The organism is Leifsonia sp. Soil_N53, assembly GCF_057655165.1.
The window spans coordinates 87,693-105,315 of the sequence record NZ_JBDGMM010000060.1 but is presented as its reverse complement, the minus strand read 5'-3'; the positions used below and the strand labels follow the sequence as shown (position 1 = coordinate 105,315).

Sequence of the window (17,623 nt, the reverse complement as noted above, 5' to 3'; positions counted from 1 at the left end):
GACGACGTGGGCTGCTACTTCGTGAGCGAGTCCACGTAGGCGGAGTGGGCATCCATCCACTGCTCCACGATGCGGTCGTACTGGCTGGAGTCCGCCTTGCCGTTGAACATCGCGTTCTCGAGCGAGTAGAGCAGGTCCGACTTCATCCGGAACTTCTTCACCCAGTTCGCGACCTCGGGGAGCCGCTTCGGGAAGTCCGTGCTCGCGATCGAGTGGATCGACTCCGCCGCGCCCAGCGTGTTCTTCGGGTCCTCGAGGTCCTTCAGGTCCCACTGGTCGTACGCCCAGTGCGGCCGCCACAGCGTCACGGCGATGTCGTCGTGCTTCTTCATCGCGCTGGAGAGCTCGGCGAGCATCGCCGGCGTGGAGGATGTCACGAAGTTCATCTTCCCCAGTCCGTACTCCGGGATGACCTTCTTCTGCGCCGCCTCGGTGAGGCCCGCGCCCGGCTCGATGCCGACCAGGCGGTCGCCGAAGTCGGAGGCGTGGGACGCGAGCTGGTCGAGCGAGTCGATCGGTGCGTCCTTGTTGACCGCGATGGTCAGCTTCGCCTCGTCGTTCCAGGCGCCCAGATCGGTGAGGTGCGCGCCGTAGGTCTTCAGGTACTGCGCGTGGGTCGTCGGCAGCCAGCCGTCGAACGCCACGTCGTAGTCGCCGGTGCTGAGCCCGGCGAACGCGGGGCCGGCGTCGGCGTACGCGAAGTCCACCTGGTAGCCCTCGCGCTCGAGCACGTGCTTCCACAGATACGACGCCGCCTCGCCCTCCGGCCACCCGTTGAACACGGCGACCGTCACGTGGCCCTTGTCGGCGCCCGCGGTGGAGGCCGCGGTCACGGCCGTGCCGCCGATCACGACGAGCAGGGCGGCGCCGAGCACCGCGAGCGCGCGCTTCGGCATCCGCAGCCGGGCCGTGCCGACCGCGGCGGTGAGCCGGTCGAGCACGATCGCCAGGATGACGACGGCGATGCCCGCCTCGAAGCCGAGCCCGACATCCACCCGGCTGAGCGCCTGCACGATGTCGCGGCCGAGGCCCCCGCCGCCGACCATGCCGGCGATGACGACCATGGAGAGCGACAGCATGATCACCTGGTTGACGCCGGCCAGGATCGACGGCATGGCCAGCGGGAGCTGGATCTGGCGCAGGATGCGCCGCGGCGGCGAGCCGAACGCCCGGCCGGCCTCCACCAGCTCCGTGTCGACGCCGCGGATGCCGAGTTCGGTGAGCCGCACGCCCGGCGCCATCGCGAAGACGATGGTCGCCACCATGCCGGGCACCACACCGACGCGGAACAGGATGAGCGCCGGGATCAGGTACACGAAGGCCGGCATGGTCTGCATGAAGTCGAGCACCGGCCGGATGATCGCCGACGCGGTCCGCGACCGGGCGGCGAGGATGCCCAGCGGCACGCTGAGCGCGATCGCGATGGCCGAGGAGACCAGCACGAGCGCCAGTGTGTCCATCGCGTTGGGCCACTGGCCGATCCCCGCGATCAGCAGGAGCCCCAGCACCGCGCCGGCGCCGAACACCCAACCGCGCAGCCAGACCGCGAGGATCGCGACGATCAGGATGACGCCCCAGAACGGCGGCGTCTGCAGCACCCAGTCGACGCCCTCGTACATCCCCGTGAAGACAACGCGGATGACGTTGAAAACGCCGCCGAAGGTGCTCGTGACGAAATCGACGACAGCGGTCGCCCACTCGCCGAGCGGGATCAGGTGTGCGGTGTTCACGCGACCACCTCCGCGTCGCGGGCGGCATCCGGCACGGCATCGCTCCCGGCGGTCTCCCGCAGGGCCAGCGTCATCGCGTCGACCGACACGGTCGCGGGCGGCTCCACCACCACGGGGATCTCGGTGGTGTCGCTGCTGACGTTGCCGAGCGCCGCGAGCAGCGTCACCCGCGGGATCACCCCCAGCAGCCGGTGCTCGTCGTCCACGACGGCGAGCGGGAGGGCGCTGCCGACCGCGGGCTCCACCAGCTCGCTGAGCACCTCGTCCCTGGACACCGTCGCGATGTCCGCGCTGATCGCCTCGGCGAGGTCGCCCTGCCCGTCGCGGACCTGTCGCATGACGTCGCGGTCGCGCACGGCGCCGAGCAGGCGGCGACCGTGGCCGACCACGAATGCGGCGGAGGTCTGGAGGTCGCGCATGGTGCGCATCGCGGCACGCGGGCCGCCCGCGACGGTGACCAGCGCGCGGGCCGGCTCCATCACGCTCGCGGCCGTGAGCACGCGGGCGCGGTCGACGTCCTGCACGAAGCTGGCGACGTAGTCGTTCGCGGGGTCGGTGAGGATCTCCTCCGGCGTCCCGGTCTGGACGATCCGGCCGTCCCGCATCACGGCGATCCGGTCGCCGAGGAACATCGCCTCGTTGAGGTCGTGGGTGATGAACACGATGGTCTTCCCGAGCGTGCTCTGCAGTTCGAGCAGCTGCTCCTGCATCTCGCGGCGGATCAGCGGGTCGAGCGCCGAGAAGGCCTCGTCCATCAGCAGCACATCGGTGTCCGCCGCCAGGGCGCGACCGAGTCCGACGCGCTGCTGCATCCCGCCGGAGAGCTCGCTCGGGAATGCGTCGCCCCAGCCGCCGAGGCCGACGAGCTCCAGCACCTCGGCCGCGCGCTCCCGGCGCTCGGCGGCCGGAATCCCGCGCACCTCCAGCCCGTAGGCGATGTTGTCGAGCACCGTCCGGTGCGGCAGCAGGGCGAAGTGCTGGAACACCATCGAGATGTGCTGCTGCCGGACCGCGCGGAGCTTCGCGGCGGGGAGGCCGGTGATCGTCGTGCCCATGACCTCCACCTCGCCCGCGGTGGGCTCCAGCAGGCCGTTCAGCAGCCGGATGAGGGTGGACTTGCCCGAGCCGGACAGGCCCATCACGACGAAGATCTCGCCGCGCCGGACGGTCAGGCCGGCGTCGATGACCGCGGCCGTCCCGAGCCCGGTGACCTCGCTCCGGGCCGCGCCATGCCGGAGCCGGCGGACGGCCTCCTGGGGCTTGCGTCCGAAGACTTTGAAGATGTTCCTCGCCTCGACGGCGATCGTGTTGCTCAACGTGCTCTCTCCGCGGTGCGCGCTCGCGTCTGGTGACTGCGCGCACTCTGGTCGCGCCCGGGCCGACGGCGTGCGGCGACGGCAGCACGACTCGAGCGCGGGCCTTCCGCGCGAATCGCCGTCGCTGGCGCGACCATCGGGGTGCGCCCACGCCAGCCGACCGTACGATCCGTGAGCGGGGCCACCGGTGCGGCCGCACGGCCCGGGATCGCGGGCTGGTTCACCTCCGGCTCGCCGTGCTTTCGGCACCCCGGGGCGCCTTCGACGCTATCAGTGCCTTCGCCGCGTCCGCCAATCGAGGACAGGTGAAACCGTGCCGCCACGCCCGGCGACTACCGCGGATCGCGCGATTCCGGCAGAGTGAGCGCATGGCGAATAGCACTGGCGATCACTCCTGGCAGCGTGTCCCCATCGAGCCGCAGAGCGTGGACGCCCCGCTCTCGCGCGCCGCCGTCTTCCTCGTCGTCACGGTCGCGGACTCCCCCGACGCCGTCGCGGCCGCGCGGGACGTCGTGTCGGGCATCTCCGACCTGGTGAAGACGGTCGGCTTCCGGGATCTGAGCGCGCACCTGTCGTGCAACATCGGCATCGGCGCCGAGTTCTGGGGCAGGCTGACCGACGCCGCACCGCCGAAGGAGCTGCGCCCGTTCCGCGAGATCCGCGGCGCCGTCCACACGGCCGTCGCCACGCCGGGCGACCTGCTCTTCCACATCCGGGCCGAGCGCAGCGACTTCTGCTTCGAGTTCGAGCGGCAGCTGCTGGACGCGCTCGGCGACGCCGCGACGGTGGTGGACGAGGTCGTGGGCTTCCGCTACTTCGACGCCCGCGACCTCCTGGGCTTCGTGGACGGCACGGCGAACCCGACCGGCGGCGACATGGCGGCCGCCGCGATCGTCGGCGACGAGGACCCGGCGTACGCCGGAGGCAGCTACATCGTCATCCAGAAGTACCTGCACGATCTAGGAGCGTGGGGCCGCCTCCCGGTGTCGTCGCAGGAGGACGTCATCGGCCGCACGAAGGTCGAGAACATCGAGCTCGAGGACGTCGAGCACGGCCAGAAGGCGCACAAGACGCTCACCACGATCACCGACGAGGACGGCGTCGAGCACGACATCCTGCGCGACAACATGCCGTTCGGCCGGCCGGGCCACGGCGAGTTCGGCACCTACTTCATCGGCTACTCGCGCGGGCTCTGGGTGATCGAGCGGATGCTGGAGCGGATGTTCATCGGCGACCCGCCCGGCAGCCACGACCGCATCCTCGACTTCTCGACGGCCGTCACCGGGACGACGTTCTTCGCCCCCACCCGCGGTTTCCTGGAGGGCCTCGGCGACTGACTGGCCGTCGGGTGACGGCACGGGTGACGGCGAGGGTGAGGGCCGTGTGACGCTGCGTGACGTGCGCGAGCGCAACAGGTCGTCATGTTCCTGGCGACCGGTGGCGGCGGCGAGGTACAAAAGGCCATCATGTCGCGCATCTTCACGAGCAAGTTCAACCCGGGCCGCGCGCGCTGGGAGCTGGTGGTCAGCCCGCGCGGCGACGTCTACGCGTTCCCGCTGACCCTCCCGATCGCGCAGCGGCAGGCGCTCGGCGGCCACAAGCGCTACCTGGTGGGCAAGGTGCGCAAGCAGCAGGAGACCTGGACGGCCGCGGGCCCCTCCGGACTCGTCTACGGCACGACCTTCCAGACGCTGCCCTCGGCTCTGGAGGCCATCGCCGACGAGGCCGACCTCGCACCGGTGCCCTAGCGCCCTCGGCGGCTCACGCCGACTTGAGGAGGGCGTCCTCCAGGGCGACCCAGGGCAGCATGGCGCACTTCACGCGCGTCACGTAGCGCGAGACCCCGGCGAGGGCGACCGCGTCGCCCAGCACCTCCTCGTCGCCCTCGAGCGCGCCCTTCGACTGCATGAGCTCGCGGAAGGCCGCGATGGACGCCGCGAGCTCGGCGCGGTCGACGTCGTGCACCAGGTCGCTCAGCAGGGAGGCCGACGCGGTCGAGATCGAGCAGCCGTGGCCCTCCCAGCTGATGGCGTGGATGCGGCCGTCCGCGGCCGGGTGCACACCGACCGTGACCTCGTCCCCGCAGGTCGGGTTGTACTGGTGCGAGCTCGCCGCGGCGTCCTGGCGCAGGCCGTAGCCGTGCTTCTCGCGCGCGTGGTCGAGGATCACCTGCTGGTACAGGTTCTGCAGATCGGTCATCGGTCGACACCTAAGAAGAAGTCCTGGGCGTCCGTGACGGCCGCGACAGCGGCGTCCACCTCGTCCGCCGTGTTGTAGAGGTAGGCGCTGATCCGCGTGGAGGCCGTGACCCCGAACCGCCGGTGCACCGGTTGCGCGCAGTGGTGCCCGACGCGCACCGCGATGCCGCGGTCGTCGAGGAACTGGCCGACGTCGTGCGCGTGGATGCCGTCCACGACGAAGCTCGCGAGGCCGACCCGCTCGACCTCGGCGCCGGGGCCGAGGACCCGCACGCCGGGGATGGCCGCGAGCCCGGCGAGCATGCGCGCACCCAGCTCGGCCTCGTGGGCCTCGATCGCCGGCATCCCGACCGCGTCGAGGTAGTCGACCGCTGCGGCCAGCGCGACCGCCTGCGACACGCGCTGGGTGCCGGCCTCGAAGCGCTGCGGCGCGGGCAGGTACTCGGCGTGGTCGAGCGTCACGGTGGTGATCATGGAGCCGCCGGTCAGGAACGGCGGCAGCGCGTCGAGCAGCTCGGTGCGGCCGTAGAGCCCGCCGACACCGGTCGGGCCGAGCATCTTGTGCCCGGAGAACACGGCGAAGTCGACGTCCAGCGCGGGGAGATCGACGGCGAGGTGCGGGACGGACTGGCACGCGTCCAGCACGGCGAGCGCGCCGTGGGCGTGCGCCAGGGCGACGAGCTCGGCGACGGGGTTGATCGCGCCGAGCACGTTGGACACGTGCGTGAAGGCGACCACCTTGGTGCGCGGCCCGATCAGCTCCGCGGCCTGGTCGAGGCGCAGCAGCCCGTCGTCGGTCAGCCCGATGACACGCAGCGTCGCCCCGGTGCGCGCGGCGAGCTCCTGCCACGGGATGAGGTTGGCGTGGTGCTCGGCCTCGGTGACCACGAGCTCGTCGCCCGGTCCGACGCGGAAGCGCTCGGCGGCGGCCCCGCCGCGGCCGGCGGACGCGTTCGACATCCCGTAGGCGAGGAGGTTGAGACCCTCGGTGGCGTTCGACGTCCAGACCAGCTGCTCGGGCCGGGCGCCGACGAAGCGCGCGACGCGGGCGCGGGCGTCCTCGAACAGCTCGGTGGCCTCCCCGGCGACGGTGTGGGCGCCCCGGTGCACGGCGGAGGTGTACCGCTCCGCGAAGTCGCGTTCGGCGTCCAGGACCTGCCGGGGCTTCTGCGACGTGGCGCCGGAGTCCAGATAGACGAAGGGGTGCCCGTTCACCTCTCGGGAGAGGATCGGGAAGTCCGAGCGGAGCCGGACCGGGTCGAGGGTGTCGGTGCGCATACTGTGCCTAACGCTACCGGGCTTCGCTGCAATCCCGCCGAGCGTGACGGACCGCGCGCGACCGCTCTCGTGGTGCCCGCGCGACGCCCCGCGTGACGACCGGGGGTCGCCGCTAGGCTCGGATCATGGTCGAACGGACGAACGGCTCCCCGTGGTTCTTCATCGGCGGCGTCCTGCTCGTCGTGGTCGGGCTCGCCGGGCCGCTCCTGGTCGACGCGGCGACCGGCGGGGTGCAGTGGCTGATCCGCGGCGTGGGGGTGCTCGTCGCGATCGGCGGCGGCGTGCTGATCGGGTTCGGACTGCGCAGACGCCGCGGGCGCTGACGGACCTGCTAGCCTGACCACGCGCACCCGGGATTCTCGCCCGGGGCCGGCATCGGGGGTCGATGCGGCAGCGCGCGGCTCATGGGGGGAACATGAATCGACGTCAGGCCGTGCTGGCCGCCGTCTTGCTGTCGGTGGTCGGCGCAGCCCTGCTCGGTTTCGGCTCGGCGGCGGTGCTCGACGCGCTGACGGGCACGGCCCAGCACCAGCCGTCCGGAGTCCACCAGACTTCCGGGCACCAGACCCCGGGCGGAGACCTGTCGCCGTAGCGGTTCCTACTCCGTCGCCGCGTCCGCGGCCACGCGCGCCAGGTCGCGCAGCTCGACCAGGCGTCTCGCCGCGCCGCCGCGCCCGCCGCGGACGGCGATGTGCTGCCGGGCCGGCGGTGTGAACGCGGCGTCCAGCGCATAGGTGACCATCAGGAGGTAGAACCGGAGCAGCCGGGACGCGTCCGCCCGCAACGGCTCCTGCGCCGGCTCGCACGGCATCCCGTCGACCCAGCGCGACAGCCGGGTGAAGGCGATCCGCAGCCGCAGCCCTTGCCGTGCCTCCACCGCGCCCAGGCGGCGGTCGGCCGGCCGGATCCCCACGGGGTGGCCCGGCTCCCCCGCCACGGCGCACCGTTCGAGGAGGCTCTCGGCCGCGGGCAGGTGCGTGACCGCCTCCTCCAGCACGGCCAGCAGGGTCAGCGCGCTCAGGCCGTCCTCGGGGAGCGCCGCCGGGTCGTAGCCGGGGCCGCGCGTGCGAGCGAACCACCCCATCGGGCGCCTCCCTCCTGCGCCTCCCGCCGGTGCTGACCTGCCGAAGTGCTCCGATTGTACGCTCGCGCATACCCCCGCGCGCTGCCTGGATCAAGTGTCTTCCGCCTCGGCCGGGACGCGGCTACTGTCCCCTCCGGCAGTTCTGACGACACGCCCGCCGTGCGGCGGGTGAGAGTGGAGGAGGCACCAGATGACGGACCGAAAGCCCCCAGCGGACGAACCGACGGAGAGTCGGGCCTATGCCCCCGAGACCCGGGCGTACGACACCCCTCCGGATGGAGCGGAGGCCTACGACACGACGGCGGCCGCGCCGGCCGTGGGCGCGCATCGTGCGGCGGGCGAGCCCGTCACCGCGGCCCCGGTGGCCGCGCGGCCCGCCGCAGCCGACGGCTCCCTCGACGAGGAGCCGGTCGACGAGTACCCGCGCGCGGCCCGCTACCCCGGCGACGGCCGTGAGGAGACGGATGAGGCCGTCCTGGTCGACGGCAACCGCACCCTGCGCGAGAACGTGGTGGCCCGCGAGCGCAGCGAGTTCGGCGGCATGAAGTTCGGCGCCGCGTTCTTCGGTTGGCTCACCGCGACCGGGATGGCGGTCCTCCTGACGGCCCTTGTGGCCGCCGCGGGCGCGGCCGTCGGGCTCGGGGCGACCGGCGGCAGCAGCGACGCCGCCGCGAACGCCGCGGACAAGAACGCCGCGACGATCGGCATCGCGGGCGCGATCGCGATCGTCGTGATCACGTTCGTCGCCTACTACTGCGGCGGCTACGTCGCCGGCCGGATGGCCCGTTTCGACGGCGCCCGCCAGGGCCTGGCGGTCTGGATCTGGGCGATCATCATCGCGATCGTCGTCGCGGTGCTGACGCTCATCCTCGGCGCCCAGTACAACATCCTGAGCAGCATCAACGGCTTCCCGCGCATCCCGCTCGATGAGGGCAGCGTCACCCTGACCGGCATCATCACCGCGGTGGCCGTGGCGATCGTCAGCCTTGCCGGCGCGGTGCTCGGCGGCGTGGCCGGGATGCGGTACCACCGGCGCGTGGACCGGGTCGGGCTGGGGAGCTAGCAGGGCGCCCCGAACAGAAAGAAGTGCGGCCGGTCTCACCCCGTCCTATGGATGAGATCGGCCGCACCGTCACCCGCATCATGGAGTGACCTTCGAGGTGCGGAACCCCCGTGCCGCTATCCCGGTCGAATGATTCTGCCTCGCCGCGGTTACCGGCAGGTGAACATCAGCCGGGGACTGACTCGGAAAAACCGGTCTGGTGAGACAACAAAACCCCGGCGATTCTCACCGGGGTCTCGACGTATTCTTACTGCTGGGGTACCTGGACTCGAACCAAGAACAACTGAACCAGAATCAGCCGTGTTGCCAATTACACCATACCCCAAGGGCTTCGGGCCGTGACCCGGGCACGAGATACAACGATAGCCTATGCTCCGGCGCTTCCACAAAACGCGGGGAGGGCCGGGCGAGCCGTCGGCGGCGCGGAGCTCAGAGCACCGCGCGCTCATCCACCGTTATCCCGATGAGGTCGCGGTTGACCGCCGCCGCGACGACCGCTCCCGACCCCGCGGCGACGATGAGCTGCTGCGGTCCGGGGGCAGTGGTCTCCCCCGCCGCGTACACGCCGGGAAGCGACGTGCGTCCGTGCGCGTCCGTGACGAGGTAGCCGTCGGAGTCCCGGTCGAGGTCGAGTGCGTCCGCGAACGACAGCGCCGGAGCCCACAGCGGACGCACGAACCCGCCCGCCCGCGGCACCACCGTGCCGTCCGTGAGCCGGACCCCGGTCATGGCGCCCTTCTCCCCCACGACGTCCTCGATCGGCCGGCGCTCGACGGCGACGCCGAGTCGCGCGAGCGCGCGTTCCTCGTCGTCCCCGATCGGGGCGACGCCGTTGGTGAAGACGATCAGGTCGTCCGTCCACTGGGTGAGCAGCAGCGCCCGCTCGGCCAGGTCGGCCGTCTCGCCGATCAGCGCGAGCGGTTCGCCGGCCTTCTCGAAGCCGTCGCACTCCAGGCAGCTGTGCAGCTGCGTTCCGTAGAAGGCGCGGAGGCTCGGGAGGGCGGGCATCGTCTCCGTCACGCCGGTCGCGATGACGACGGTCGCTGCCATGGCGTCCACATCGGCGCCGCCGCGCACGCCCGTCCCGAGCACCCGGAAGCCGTCCGCGGCCACGGTCACCGAGGCCACCTGCGCGAACACCACCTCGGCGTTCTCGTACCCGGAGACCTCCTCGCGGCCGAGCCGGCGCAGCTCCGCGGGGGGCACGCCGTCGCGGCTCAGGAAGCCGTGCGCCTGCAGCGTCGCCGCGTGCCGGGGCCGGTTGCCGTCGACCACGAGCACGCGGCGGCGCGCACGGGCGAGGTTCAGCGCGGCGCTGAGGCCGGCCGGGCCGCCCCCGACGACGATGACTTCGACGCTGGCCGCCACCGGTCCGCCTAGCCGGTCACCAGCGATGCCGACAGCCCGTCGAGGCGGGCGAGCGACTCGGCCTTGCCCAGGATCCCCATCGACTCGAACAGCGGCGGGGAGACCCGCCGGCCCGAGATCGCGACGCGCAGCGGTCCGAAGGCGACGCGCGGCTTGAGCCCGAGAGCCTCCACCAGGGCGTCGCGGAGGGCGGCCTCGATCGTCTCGTGCGTCCAGTCGGACTCCGGGACGACCTCCAGGGCTCCGAGCGACGCGGCGAGCACCTCACCGGCGTTCTCCGGCAGCGAGGCGCGGGCGTCGGCCTCGACCGTCAGCGACGCGGCGTCGGTGAACAGGAAGCCGAGCATCCCCGGCGTCTCGCCGAGCAGCTGCACGCGCTCCTGGACGAGCGGCGCGGCCTCCGCGAGCACCGCGCGCTGGGCGTCGGTCAGCGGCTCGGTCAGCACGCCGGCCGCGACCAGGTACGGGATGGTGCGCTCGGCGAAGTCGCCCACCTCCAGCAGGCGGATGTGGTCGCCGTTGATCGACTCGGCCTTCTTCTCGTCGAAGCGGGCCGGATTGGGGTTCACGTCGGCGACGTCGAATGCCGCGACCAGCTCGTCGATCGAGAACACGTCGCGGTCGTGGGTCAGCGACCAGCCGAGGAGCGCCAGGTAGTTGACCAGGCCCTCCGGGATGAACCCGTTGTCGCGGTGCAGAAAGAGGTTGGACTGCGGGTCGCGCTTGGAGAGCTTCTTGTTGCCCTCGCCCATCACGTACGGCAGGTGACCGAAGCGCGGGACGAACGTGGTCACCCCGGCGTCGATGAGCGCGTGGTAGAGCGCGATCTGGCGCGGGGTGGACGACAGCAGGTCCTCGCCGCGGAGCACGTGCGTCACACCCATGAGCGCGTCGTCGACCGGGTTCACGAACGTGTAGAGCGGGTGGCCGTTCGGCCTCACGACGACGAAGTCGCTGAACGAGCCGGCTGGGAAGGTGATCTCGCCGCGGACCACGTCGTCGAAGCTCAGGTCGTCGTCCGGCACGCGCAGGCGCAGCGCCGGCTCGCGGCCCTCGGCACGGTAGGCGGCCTTCTGCTCGTCGCTGAGGTCGCGCTCGAAGTTGTCGTAGCCGAGCTTGGGGTCGCGGCCGAGCGAGACGTTGCGCGCCTCGATCTCCTCGCCGGTGGCGAAACTCTCGTAGATGTGGCCGGAGGCCTTCAGCCGCTCGATCAGCTCGCGGTAGATGTCGTAGCGCTGCGACTGCCGGTACGGCTCGTTCGGGCCGCCGACGTCGATGCCCTCGTCCCAGTCGAGACGGAGCCAGCGCAGCGCGTCGACGATCATCGCGTACGACTCCTCGCTGTCGCGCGCCGCGTCGGTGTCCTCGATGCGGAAGATCAGCTTGCCGCCGGTGTGCCGCGCGTACGCCCAGTTGAACAGGGCGGTGCGGATCAGGCCGACGTGCGGGGTGCCGGTGGGCGACGGGCAGAACCGGACGCGGACGTCCGCGCCGGTCGCGGTCGAGAAGGGGTGCGGATCGTTGTCAGACATCGCTTGAAATCCTACTTGGGAGTGCGTACCGGATTCACCAGCGAGCCCACGCCTTCGACCTCCACCTCCACGGTGTCGCCTGCGACGATCGGGCCCACGCCGGCCGGCGTCCCGGTCAGGATGACATCGCCCGGCAGCAGCGTGAAGACGCTCGACGCGTACGCGATGATCGACGGGATGTCGTGGACCATCTCGGAGATGCGCGCCTCCTGCTTGAGCTCGCCGTTGACCCGGGTGCGCAGGAACGCCTCCGGGTCCAGCTCGGTCTCGATCACCGGGCCGAGCGGGCAGAAGGTGTCGAAGCCCTTCGCGCGCGTCCACTGGCCATCCGACTTCTGGAGGTCGCGGGCGGTCACGTCGTTCGCGACGGTGTAGCCGAAGATGTGCTCGGCCGCCTTCTCGGGCGCGACGTGCCGGGCGATCTTGCCGATCACCACGGCCAGCTCGCCCTCGTAGTCGACCTGCTTCGACTGCGGCGGCAGCAGGATGGCGTCGCCGAGACCGATGACGGCCGTGTTCGGCTTGAGGAACAGCAGCGGCTCGCCCGGCGCCTCGCCACCCATCTCGGCGGCGTGCTCGCGGTAGTTCTTGCCGACGGCGACGACCTTCGAGCGCGGGATGACCGGGGCGAGCAGCGAGCCCACCTGGCCGAGCGGCACGCGCTCCCCCGTCGTGTCGAAGCCGGAGAACAGCGGGTCGCCGGCGAGGACGACGAGGGCGTCGTCGTCGACGATGCCGTAGTCGATGACCGGGGACTGCTCGTTGGGACGCGTGTGGCTGAACCGTGCGATCTTCACGCGTTCGAGCCTAGCGCCGTGACGATCCGGGCGATGGCCGGGGTCGCCAGGCCGTGCCTGGCGCCGACACGCAACAGCGCCCCGCCGATCGCGTCCAGCTCGTTCGGGTGGCCGTCGGCGAGATCCTCCTGCAGGGAGGTGCGCATCCCGCCCGGCACGCTGTGCAGTGCCCGGACCAGGTCGAGCGGCGAGGTCGGCACGCCCTCCGCGGTCGAGCACGCGACGATCTCGGACACGACCGCCTCGGTCAGCTCCGGGTCCTCGCTCAGCGCGGGCCCCGCCGACTGTCGCCAGTAGGAGGTGAGCAGCGCGAGCGCCGACAGCAGCCGGAACTTCGCCCACAGCACCTGGGCCTCCGTGCCGCCCACCCGCACCCGCGGGCCGGCGTCTGCGAGCGCCCGGATGGATGCGAAGCCGGCGGCGTCCTCCGGAGCCTCGATGTTCACGAAGGGGCTGCGGTGGTCGATCACCGTGGTGGAGGCGCGCAGCGCGGACACCGCGACGGACGCGCCGGCGACCGGCACGCCGGGCAGCGCCTCCCGCAACGGCCCCATGTGCTCGACGCCGTTGAGGAAGGACACCAGCTCGCTCGGCTGCGCGGCGGCGATGCCGGGGAGGACGTCCTCCAGTCCGTACGCCTTGGTCGCCAGGATCACGCTCGCGCCGGTCGGCACCTCGGTCGCTGCGGAGACGCGCTCGACGCCGTCGCCGAAGCTGGCGCTGCGCACCTCGATGCCGTTCGCGCGGATGGCCGCGACGGTCGCCGGGCGGCCGACCGCGACCACGTCATGCCCGGCGCGGCTCAGCAGCCAGGCGAACAGGCCGCCGACTGCGCCGGGGCCGACGACGGCGAACACGGGTGCAGGTGCGGGGGCGTTGACGGGATCGGCAGCGGTCATGGCTCGATCGTAGCCAGCGCGGGGGCCGCGGACGGCCCCGGGTCCGGCCTACGACTCTCGAAGGGCCTCCCCCGGAAGGACTCCGTAGGCCGCTCGATACCGGGCGGCGAAGCGACCGAGGTTGGCGAACCCCCAGCGCGCCGCGATGGCCGAGACCGTCGCGGTCTCCGGATCGGCGCGCCGGAGCTCCTGGTGCGCGTTCTCCAGGCGCACCCGGGCGAGGTAGGCGAGCGGGGTCGAGCCGGAGTGCTCCCGGAACCCGCGCTGCAGGGTGCGCGCGCTGGCGCCGACGGCCGCGGCCACGTCGGGGACGGTGATGGGCATCCCGGCGTTGTCCTCGATGAACTCCATCGCCCGCCGGATCACGGCGGGCACGACCGGGGCGGTGTCCTGTTCGAGCGCGGCCCGATAGCGGTGCTCGGTCGCGAGGAGCAGGCCGGTCATGATCATGGCGGCGACGTGCGCCGACAGCAGCGGGTTGCCCGCCAGCCCGTCGGGGCCTCCGGCCGAGCCGTAGAGCGCGCGCACCATCCGCCACCATTCGGCGGCCCGGCCCGTTCTGAGGTCCAGCAGCGGCGAGAAGTCGATCGGACCGGCCACGTCGTCGTTGATGATCCGGCCGAGTTCCCGCTCCAGAGTCAGCCGGTCGATCCGGACCATCGTCAGCCGATCGTGCGGCATCTCGAAGCCGGTGATGGCCGACTGCGCGTCCGGGCCCGCGACCGCCGCGAACTCCGGGGTGGCGGTGACCTCGCGCCGGCCGGTCCGCACGTTCAGGAGGCCGACGCTCGGCGCGCTGATCCCGTACGCGTCGCTGTGCGAGCGCATCTCGACGTCGACCTTGCCGCCGTACGACAGCCGCGCCAGGCGGACGCTGCCGATCCGGAAGCCGGAGACCTCCCAGGCGAACGGGACATCGGCACGGGCCGGCGTCACCCGGTGGTCGTAGGACAACAGCCGGGACGAGATCTCGACGGCTTCGTCGACATCGGCCGACCGGAAGGTCTGAAATCCCGACGCGCTCACGGATGCGCTCACGGCTCGATCGTAGCCAGCGTTCAGAGCGTCGACAGCCCCCAGGGCGCCCCGTCGAGCGCGAGCAGCGCGTCCGCCGTCGCGGCGATCGCCGGGACCGCGTCGGAGCCGGTCGCGGCGACCAGGTTGATGGTGCGGTGGTCGCGGTTCGCCGTCGGCCGCAGCACGACGCCCTCCACCGCTCCCGCGGAGCCCACCGCGAGAGCAGGCAGCAGCGCGACGCCCACCCCCTCGGCGACCATCCGCAGGACGGCGATGAAGTTGTCGGTCTCGTAGGCGATCCGCGGCGCGTAGCCGCAGGCGTCGGTGAGCTCCAGCAGGTGGCCGCGGCAGCGCGGGCAGCCGCCGATCCAGGAGGCCGACGCCAGCTCGGCGAGGTCGACGCGCTTTCCGGCGGCGAGCGGATGGTCGGCGCGGAGGGCGACCAGCATCTCGTCCTTCCAGAGCGGTACGACGGCGAGCCCGCGTGCGCTCTCCCGATGCGGGTCGACGCGGTCGCCCGGGTAGCTGAACGTGATCGCCAGGTCGGCGGTCTGGCTCCGGACGGCCGCCACCGCCTCGGGCGGCTCGGCTTCGAGATAGGTGATCCGCACGCCCGGATGCTCGGCCTCCATCGTGTTGAGCAGCCGCGGGACGAGGGAGGACGACGCCGACGGGAAGCCGGCCAGCCGGACTCTTCCGGTGCGGAGCCCGCGGAGGTCGGCGAGCTCCCCCGCCGCCGCGTCGAGCGCTGTCGTCACCGCGCGCGCGTGCCGGGCGAGCACCCGGCCGGCCTCGGTGAGTCGCACGCCACGGCCGGCGCGGGCGACCAGCGGCATCCCGATCCGGCCCTCCAGGCGGCGCAGGTGCTGGCTGATCGCGGGCTGGCTGTAGCCGAGCGCTTCGGCGGCGCGGGTGATCGAGCCGTGGTCGGCGATCGCGCGCACCACGCGGAGGCTGTGGGAGTCGAGGTCGTCGAGCAGCATGGCTGAATCATAACGCCGCGTGATGGAATCGATTCGACACCTGTTCTGGTGTGATGTGTGAGGGTCGCTCAGGCTGAGAACATGCCCGAATCCCGCACTGCGTCCGCCGTCTCGTACTCCGACGCCTTCGCCGCCGGCGCCGGCTATCTGGCCGCCTGCACGCAGGGGCTGCCGACCCGCGCGACGGTCGACGCGAGCCGTGCCGACCTCGAGCGCTGGGCCCGCGGGGAGGCCGCTCCCGGCGACTACGACGAGGCGATCGCCCGGTCCCGGCACGCCTTCGCCCGGATCGCCGGCGTGCAGGTCGAGGACATCGCGATCGGTTCGCAGGTCTCGGTGTTCGCCGCGCTGATCGCGGCCTCCGCACCGGACGGCGCCGTCGTCGTGTGCGCGGACGGCGACTTCGCGTCGATGGTCGCGCCGTTCCACGCGCAGGCGCACCGCGGCGTGCGGGTGCGGGAGGTGGCGCTCGCCGACCTCCCCGCCGCCGTCGGGGAGGACACCTGGCTCGTCGCGTTCTCCCTGGTGCAGTCGGCGACGGGCGAGCACGCGGACGCCGACGCGATCCTCGCGGCGTGCGCGCGGACGGGAACGCTCAGCTTCGCCGACCTCACCCAGGCGCTGGGCTGGCTCCCGGTGGACGCGTCCCGGTTCGACGTCACGGTCACGCACGCGTACAAGTGGCTGTGCGCTCCGCGCGGGAGCGCCTTCCTCACCGTCCGACCCGAGCTGCGCGACCTGATCCGGCCGGTGCACGCGGGCTGGTTCGCGGGCGAGGACCCGTGGAGCTCGTGCTACGGACCGCTCGTCGCGCCCGCCGCGTCGGCCCGCCGCTTCGACGTCTCCCCCGCGTGGCCGGTCTGGCCGGGCACCGCCGCCGCCCTGGAGTTCTTCGCGTCACTGGATGCGCAGGCTGTGCACGCGCACGCCACGGGGCTCGGCGACCGGCTCGCGGACGCGCTGGGGCTCGTGGACGCCTCCGGCGCTCCCGTGCGCGGGCGCGCCATCCTGAGCTGGCCGGATCCCGGCGGCGCGGACCTCGCCGCGCTCACCGCCGCTGGCCTGCGCGCCTCCGGCCGGGCCGGACGCGCCCGCGTCGCCTTCCACCTCTGGAACACGGACGACGACGTCACCCGGGTCCTCAGCGCGCTCCAGACGTGACCAATCGCGGAAATCCAGGGTCGGACTCCCGCGATTAGTCACGTCTCAGGGTTGGGTCAGGCGTCGAGTCGCATCATCCAGTTGTGGCGGTCGCGCTCGCGGCCGTGCTGGATGTCCGTGAGCTCCTTGCGCAGGGCCATGGTCAGCTCGCCGGGGGGCGCGGTGATGTCGCCGACCGTGAACGTGTCGGACTTCAGCTCGCCGATCGGCGTGATGACCGCGGCGGTGCCGCAGGCGAAGACCTCCACGATGTCGCCGGACTCCACCCCGTCCCGCCACTCGTCGATGGTCACCCGGCGGCGCTCCACGGTGTGGCCGCGGTCGCGCGCGAGCTGCAGCACCGAGTCGAGGGTGATGCCCTCCAGGATGCTGTCCGACTCGGGGGTGACGAGCGTGCCGTCCTTGTAGACCAGCACCACGTTCATCCCGCCGAGCTCCTCGAGGTACTTCCCCTCGACCGAGTCGAGGAAGAGCACCTGTGCGCAGCCGTGCTCGTAGGCCTCCGCCTGCGGGAGCAGGCTCGACGCGTAGTTGCCGCCGGTCTTCGCCGCGCCCGTGCCGCCCTTGCCCGCACGCGACCAGTGGTCGGACAGCCAGATGGAGACCGGGGCGACACCGCTCGGGAAGTACGCTCCGGCGGGGCTCGCGATCAGGTAGAAGGCGACCTTGTTCGCCGGCCGCACGCCGAGGAAGGCCTCCTTGGCGAACATGAACGGGCGCAGGTAGAGGCTGGTCTCCTCGCGCCCCGGCACCCAGTCGCCGTCGACGGCGATCAGCTGCTTGAGCGAGTCGAGGAAGTGCTCCACAGGCAGCTCCGGCAGCGCGAGGCGGTAGGCGGAGCGCTGCATGCGGGCCGCGTTCGCCTCAGGCCGGAAGCTCCAGATCGAGCCGTCCGCGTGCCGGTAGGCCTTGAGTCCCTCGAAGATCTCCTGCGCGTAGTGCAGCACGGCGGCCGACGGATCGAGCTGGATCGGGCCGTACGGGGAGACCCGCGGCCGGTGCCAGCCGCCCTTGGCCGACCAGCACAGGTCGACCATGTGGTCGGTGAAGTGGTTGCCGAAGCCGGGGTTCGCGAGGATCTCCTCACGCTCGGCGGCGCTGCGCGCCGACTCGTTGCGCGTGACGTTCCAGAGGAGCCCGGCGGTCTCGGTGGGGCCGGAGGTGAGGTTGATGCTGGTGGAGGTCATTGAGTGTCCT

18 protein-coding genes and 1 tRNA gene are annotated in these 17,623 nt (G+C 72.1%); 6 read left to right on the top strand and 13 right to left on the bottom strand.

Annotation, left to right across the window (positions count from 1 at the left end):
- Window positions 1–14 precede the first annotated feature (14 nt).
- Together AC3A3H_RS10835 and AC3A3H_RS10830 are read right to left on the bottom strand one after the other, a co-directional pair.
- Window positions 15–1,730: an ABC transporter permease/substrate binding protein gene (locus tag AC3A3H_RS10835; protein ID WP_487614566.1), complete on the bottom strand. Its 1,716-nt coding sequence runs from the start codon at window positions 1,728–1,730 to the stop codon at window positions 15–17.
- A complete protein-coding gene (locus tag AC3A3H_RS10830) occupies window positions 1,727–3,046 on the bottom strand; it encodes a quaternary amine ABC transporter ATP-binding protein (protein WP_487614565.1) in 1,320 nt (439 codons plus the stop codon). The genes AC3A3H_RS10835 and AC3A3H_RS10830 overlap by 4 nt, the downstream gene beginning before the upstream one ends.
- 368 nt (window positions 3,047–3,414) lie before the next feature.
- On the opposite strand from AC3A3H_RS10830, the gene AC3A3H_RS10825 reads away from it, so the two are divergent.
- Together AC3A3H_RS10825 and AC3A3H_RS10820 are read left to right on the top strand one after the other, a co-directional pair.
- Window positions 3,415–4,383: a Dyp-type peroxidase gene (locus AC3A3H_RS10825; protein WP_487614564.1), complete on the top strand. Its 969-nt coding sequence runs from the start codon at window positions 3,415–3,417 to the stop codon at window positions 4,381–4,383.
- A gap of 129 nt (window positions 4,384–4,512) precedes the next feature.
- Window positions 4,513–4,794, top strand: a complete 282-nt coding sequence (locus AC3A3H_RS10820) for a hypothetical protein (RefSeq protein WP_487614563.1) — start codon at window positions 4,513–4,515, stop codon at window positions 4,792–4,794.
- 13 nt (window positions 4,795–4,807) lie between these two features.
- Here AC3A3H_RS10820 and sufU read toward each other — a convergent pair whose 3' ends face one another.
- Both sufU and AC3A3H_RS10810 read right to left on the bottom strand, forming a co-directional pair.
- Complete coding sequence (sufU, locus tag AC3A3H_RS10815) at window positions 4,808–5,245, bottom strand: Fe-S cluster assembly sulfur transfer protein SufU (RefSeq protein WP_487614562.1); 438 nt, start codon at window positions 5,243–5,245, stop codon at window positions 4,808–4,810.
- A complete protein-coding gene (locus tag AC3A3H_RS10810) occupies window positions 5,242–6,522 on the bottom strand; it encodes a SufS family cysteine desulfurase (protein WP_487614561.1) in 1,281 nt (426 codons plus the stop codon). The genes sufU and AC3A3H_RS10810 overlap by 4 nt, the downstream gene beginning before the upstream one ends.
- Before the next feature lie 125 nt (window positions 6,523–6,647).
- Between AC3A3H_RS10810 and AC3A3H_RS10805 the strand changes: the two genes are divergently transcribed.
- Together AC3A3H_RS10805 and AC3A3H_RS10800 are read left to right on the top strand one after the other, a co-directional pair.
- Window positions 6,648–6,845: a hypothetical protein gene (locus AC3A3H_RS10805; protein WP_487614560.1), complete on the top strand. Its 198-nt coding sequence runs from the start codon at window positions 6,648–6,650 to the stop codon at window positions 6,843–6,845.
- Between the two features lie 92 nt (window positions 6,846–6,937).
- Window positions 6,938–7,114, top strand: coding sequence for a hypothetical protein (locus AC3A3H_RS10800; protein ID WP_487614559.1), 177 nt, complete (start codon window positions 6,938–6,940; stop codon window positions 7,112–7,114).
- Between the two features lie 6 nt (window positions 7,115–7,120).
- Here the strand turns inward: AC3A3H_RS10800 and AC3A3H_RS10795 are convergent, their stop codons facing one another.
- On the bottom strand, window positions 7,121–7,606 hold the full coding sequence (locus tag AC3A3H_RS10795) for a hypothetical protein (protein WP_487614558.1): 486 nt from the start codon (window positions 7,604–7,606) through the stop codon (window positions 7,121–7,123).
- Window positions 7,607–7,796: 190 nt separating this feature from the next.
- On the opposite strand from AC3A3H_RS10795, the gene AC3A3H_RS10790 reads away from it, so the two are divergent.
- Window positions 7,797–8,669, top strand: a complete 873-nt coding sequence (locus tag AC3A3H_RS10790; protein ID WP_487614557.1) for a hypothetical protein — start codon at window positions 7,797–7,799, stop codon at window positions 8,667–8,669.
- A gap of 253 nt (window positions 8,670–8,922) precedes the next feature.
- Here the strand turns inward: AC3A3H_RS10790 and AC3A3H_RS10785 are convergent.
- The 7 genes from AC3A3H_RS10785 to AC3A3H_RS10755 all read right to left on the bottom strand — a co-directional run bounded on the left by AC3A3H_RS10785 (window position 8,923) and on the right by AC3A3H_RS10755 (window position 15,265).
- Window positions 8,923–8,994, bottom strand: a tRNA-Gln gene (locus tag AC3A3H_RS10785).
- Between the two features lie 104 nt (window positions 8,995–9,098).
- The gene (locus tag AC3A3H_RS10780) at window positions 9,099–10,037 is read right to left on the bottom strand and encodes an NAD(P)/FAD-dependent oxidoreductase (protein WP_487614556.1); all 939 of its coding nucleotides are present in this window, start codon (window positions 10,035–10,037) and stop codon (window positions 9,099–9,101) included.
- Window positions 10,038–10,045: 8 nt separating this feature from the next.
- On the bottom strand, window positions 10,046–11,569 hold the full coding sequence (gltX, locus tag AC3A3H_RS10775; protein WP_487614555.1) for a glutamate--tRNA ligase: 1,524 nt from the start codon (window positions 11,567–11,569) through the stop codon (window positions 10,046–10,048).
- A gap of 11 nt (window positions 11,570–11,580) precedes the next feature.
- Window positions 11,581–12,366 (bottom strand): fumarylacetoacetate hydrolase family protein, encoded by a 786-nt coding sequence (locus tag AC3A3H_RS10770; RefSeq protein ID WP_487614554.1) that lies wholly within the window; start codon window positions 12,364–12,366, stop codon window positions 11,581–11,583.
- Window positions 12,363–13,265, bottom strand: a complete 903-nt coding sequence (locus AC3A3H_RS10765; protein ID WP_487614553.1) for a ketopantoate reductase family protein — start codon at window positions 13,263–13,265, stop codon at window positions 12,363–12,365. Before AC3A3H_RS10765 ends, AC3A3H_RS10770 begins: the two co-directional genes overlap by 4 nt.
- A gap of 48 nt (window positions 13,266–13,313) precedes the next feature.
- Window positions 13,314–14,303 (bottom strand): helix-turn-helix transcriptional regulator, encoded by a 990-nt coding sequence (locus AC3A3H_RS10760; RefSeq protein ID WP_487614552.1) that lies wholly within the window; start codon window positions 14,301–14,303, stop codon window positions 13,314–13,316.
- A gap of 20 nt (window positions 14,304–14,323) precedes the next feature.
- Window positions 14,324–15,265, bottom strand: a complete 942-nt coding sequence (locus AC3A3H_RS10755; RefSeq protein ID WP_487614551.1) for a LysR family transcriptional regulator — start codon at window positions 15,263–15,265, stop codon at window positions 14,324–14,326.
- Between the two features lie 81 nt (window positions 15,266–15,346).
- Between AC3A3H_RS10755 and AC3A3H_RS10750 the strand changes: the two genes are divergently transcribed.
- Entirely contained in the window at window positions 15,347–16,426 is a 1,080-nt protein-coding gene (locus AC3A3H_RS10750) for an aminotransferase class V-fold PLP-dependent enzyme (RefSeq protein ID WP_487614550.1), read from the top strand.
- Window positions 16,427–16,482: 56 nt separating this feature from the next.
- Here the strand turns inward: AC3A3H_RS10750 and AC3A3H_RS10745 are convergent, their stop codons facing one another.
- Window positions 16,483–17,613 carry a branched-chain amino acid aminotransferase gene (locus tag AC3A3H_RS10745; RefSeq protein ID WP_487614549.1) on the bottom strand — a complete coding sequence of 377 codons (1,131 nt, stop codon included), beginning with the start codon at window positions 17,611–17,613 and terminating at the stop codon, window positions 16,483–16,485.
- Between the last annotated feature and the right edge of the window lie 10 nt (window positions 17,614–17,623).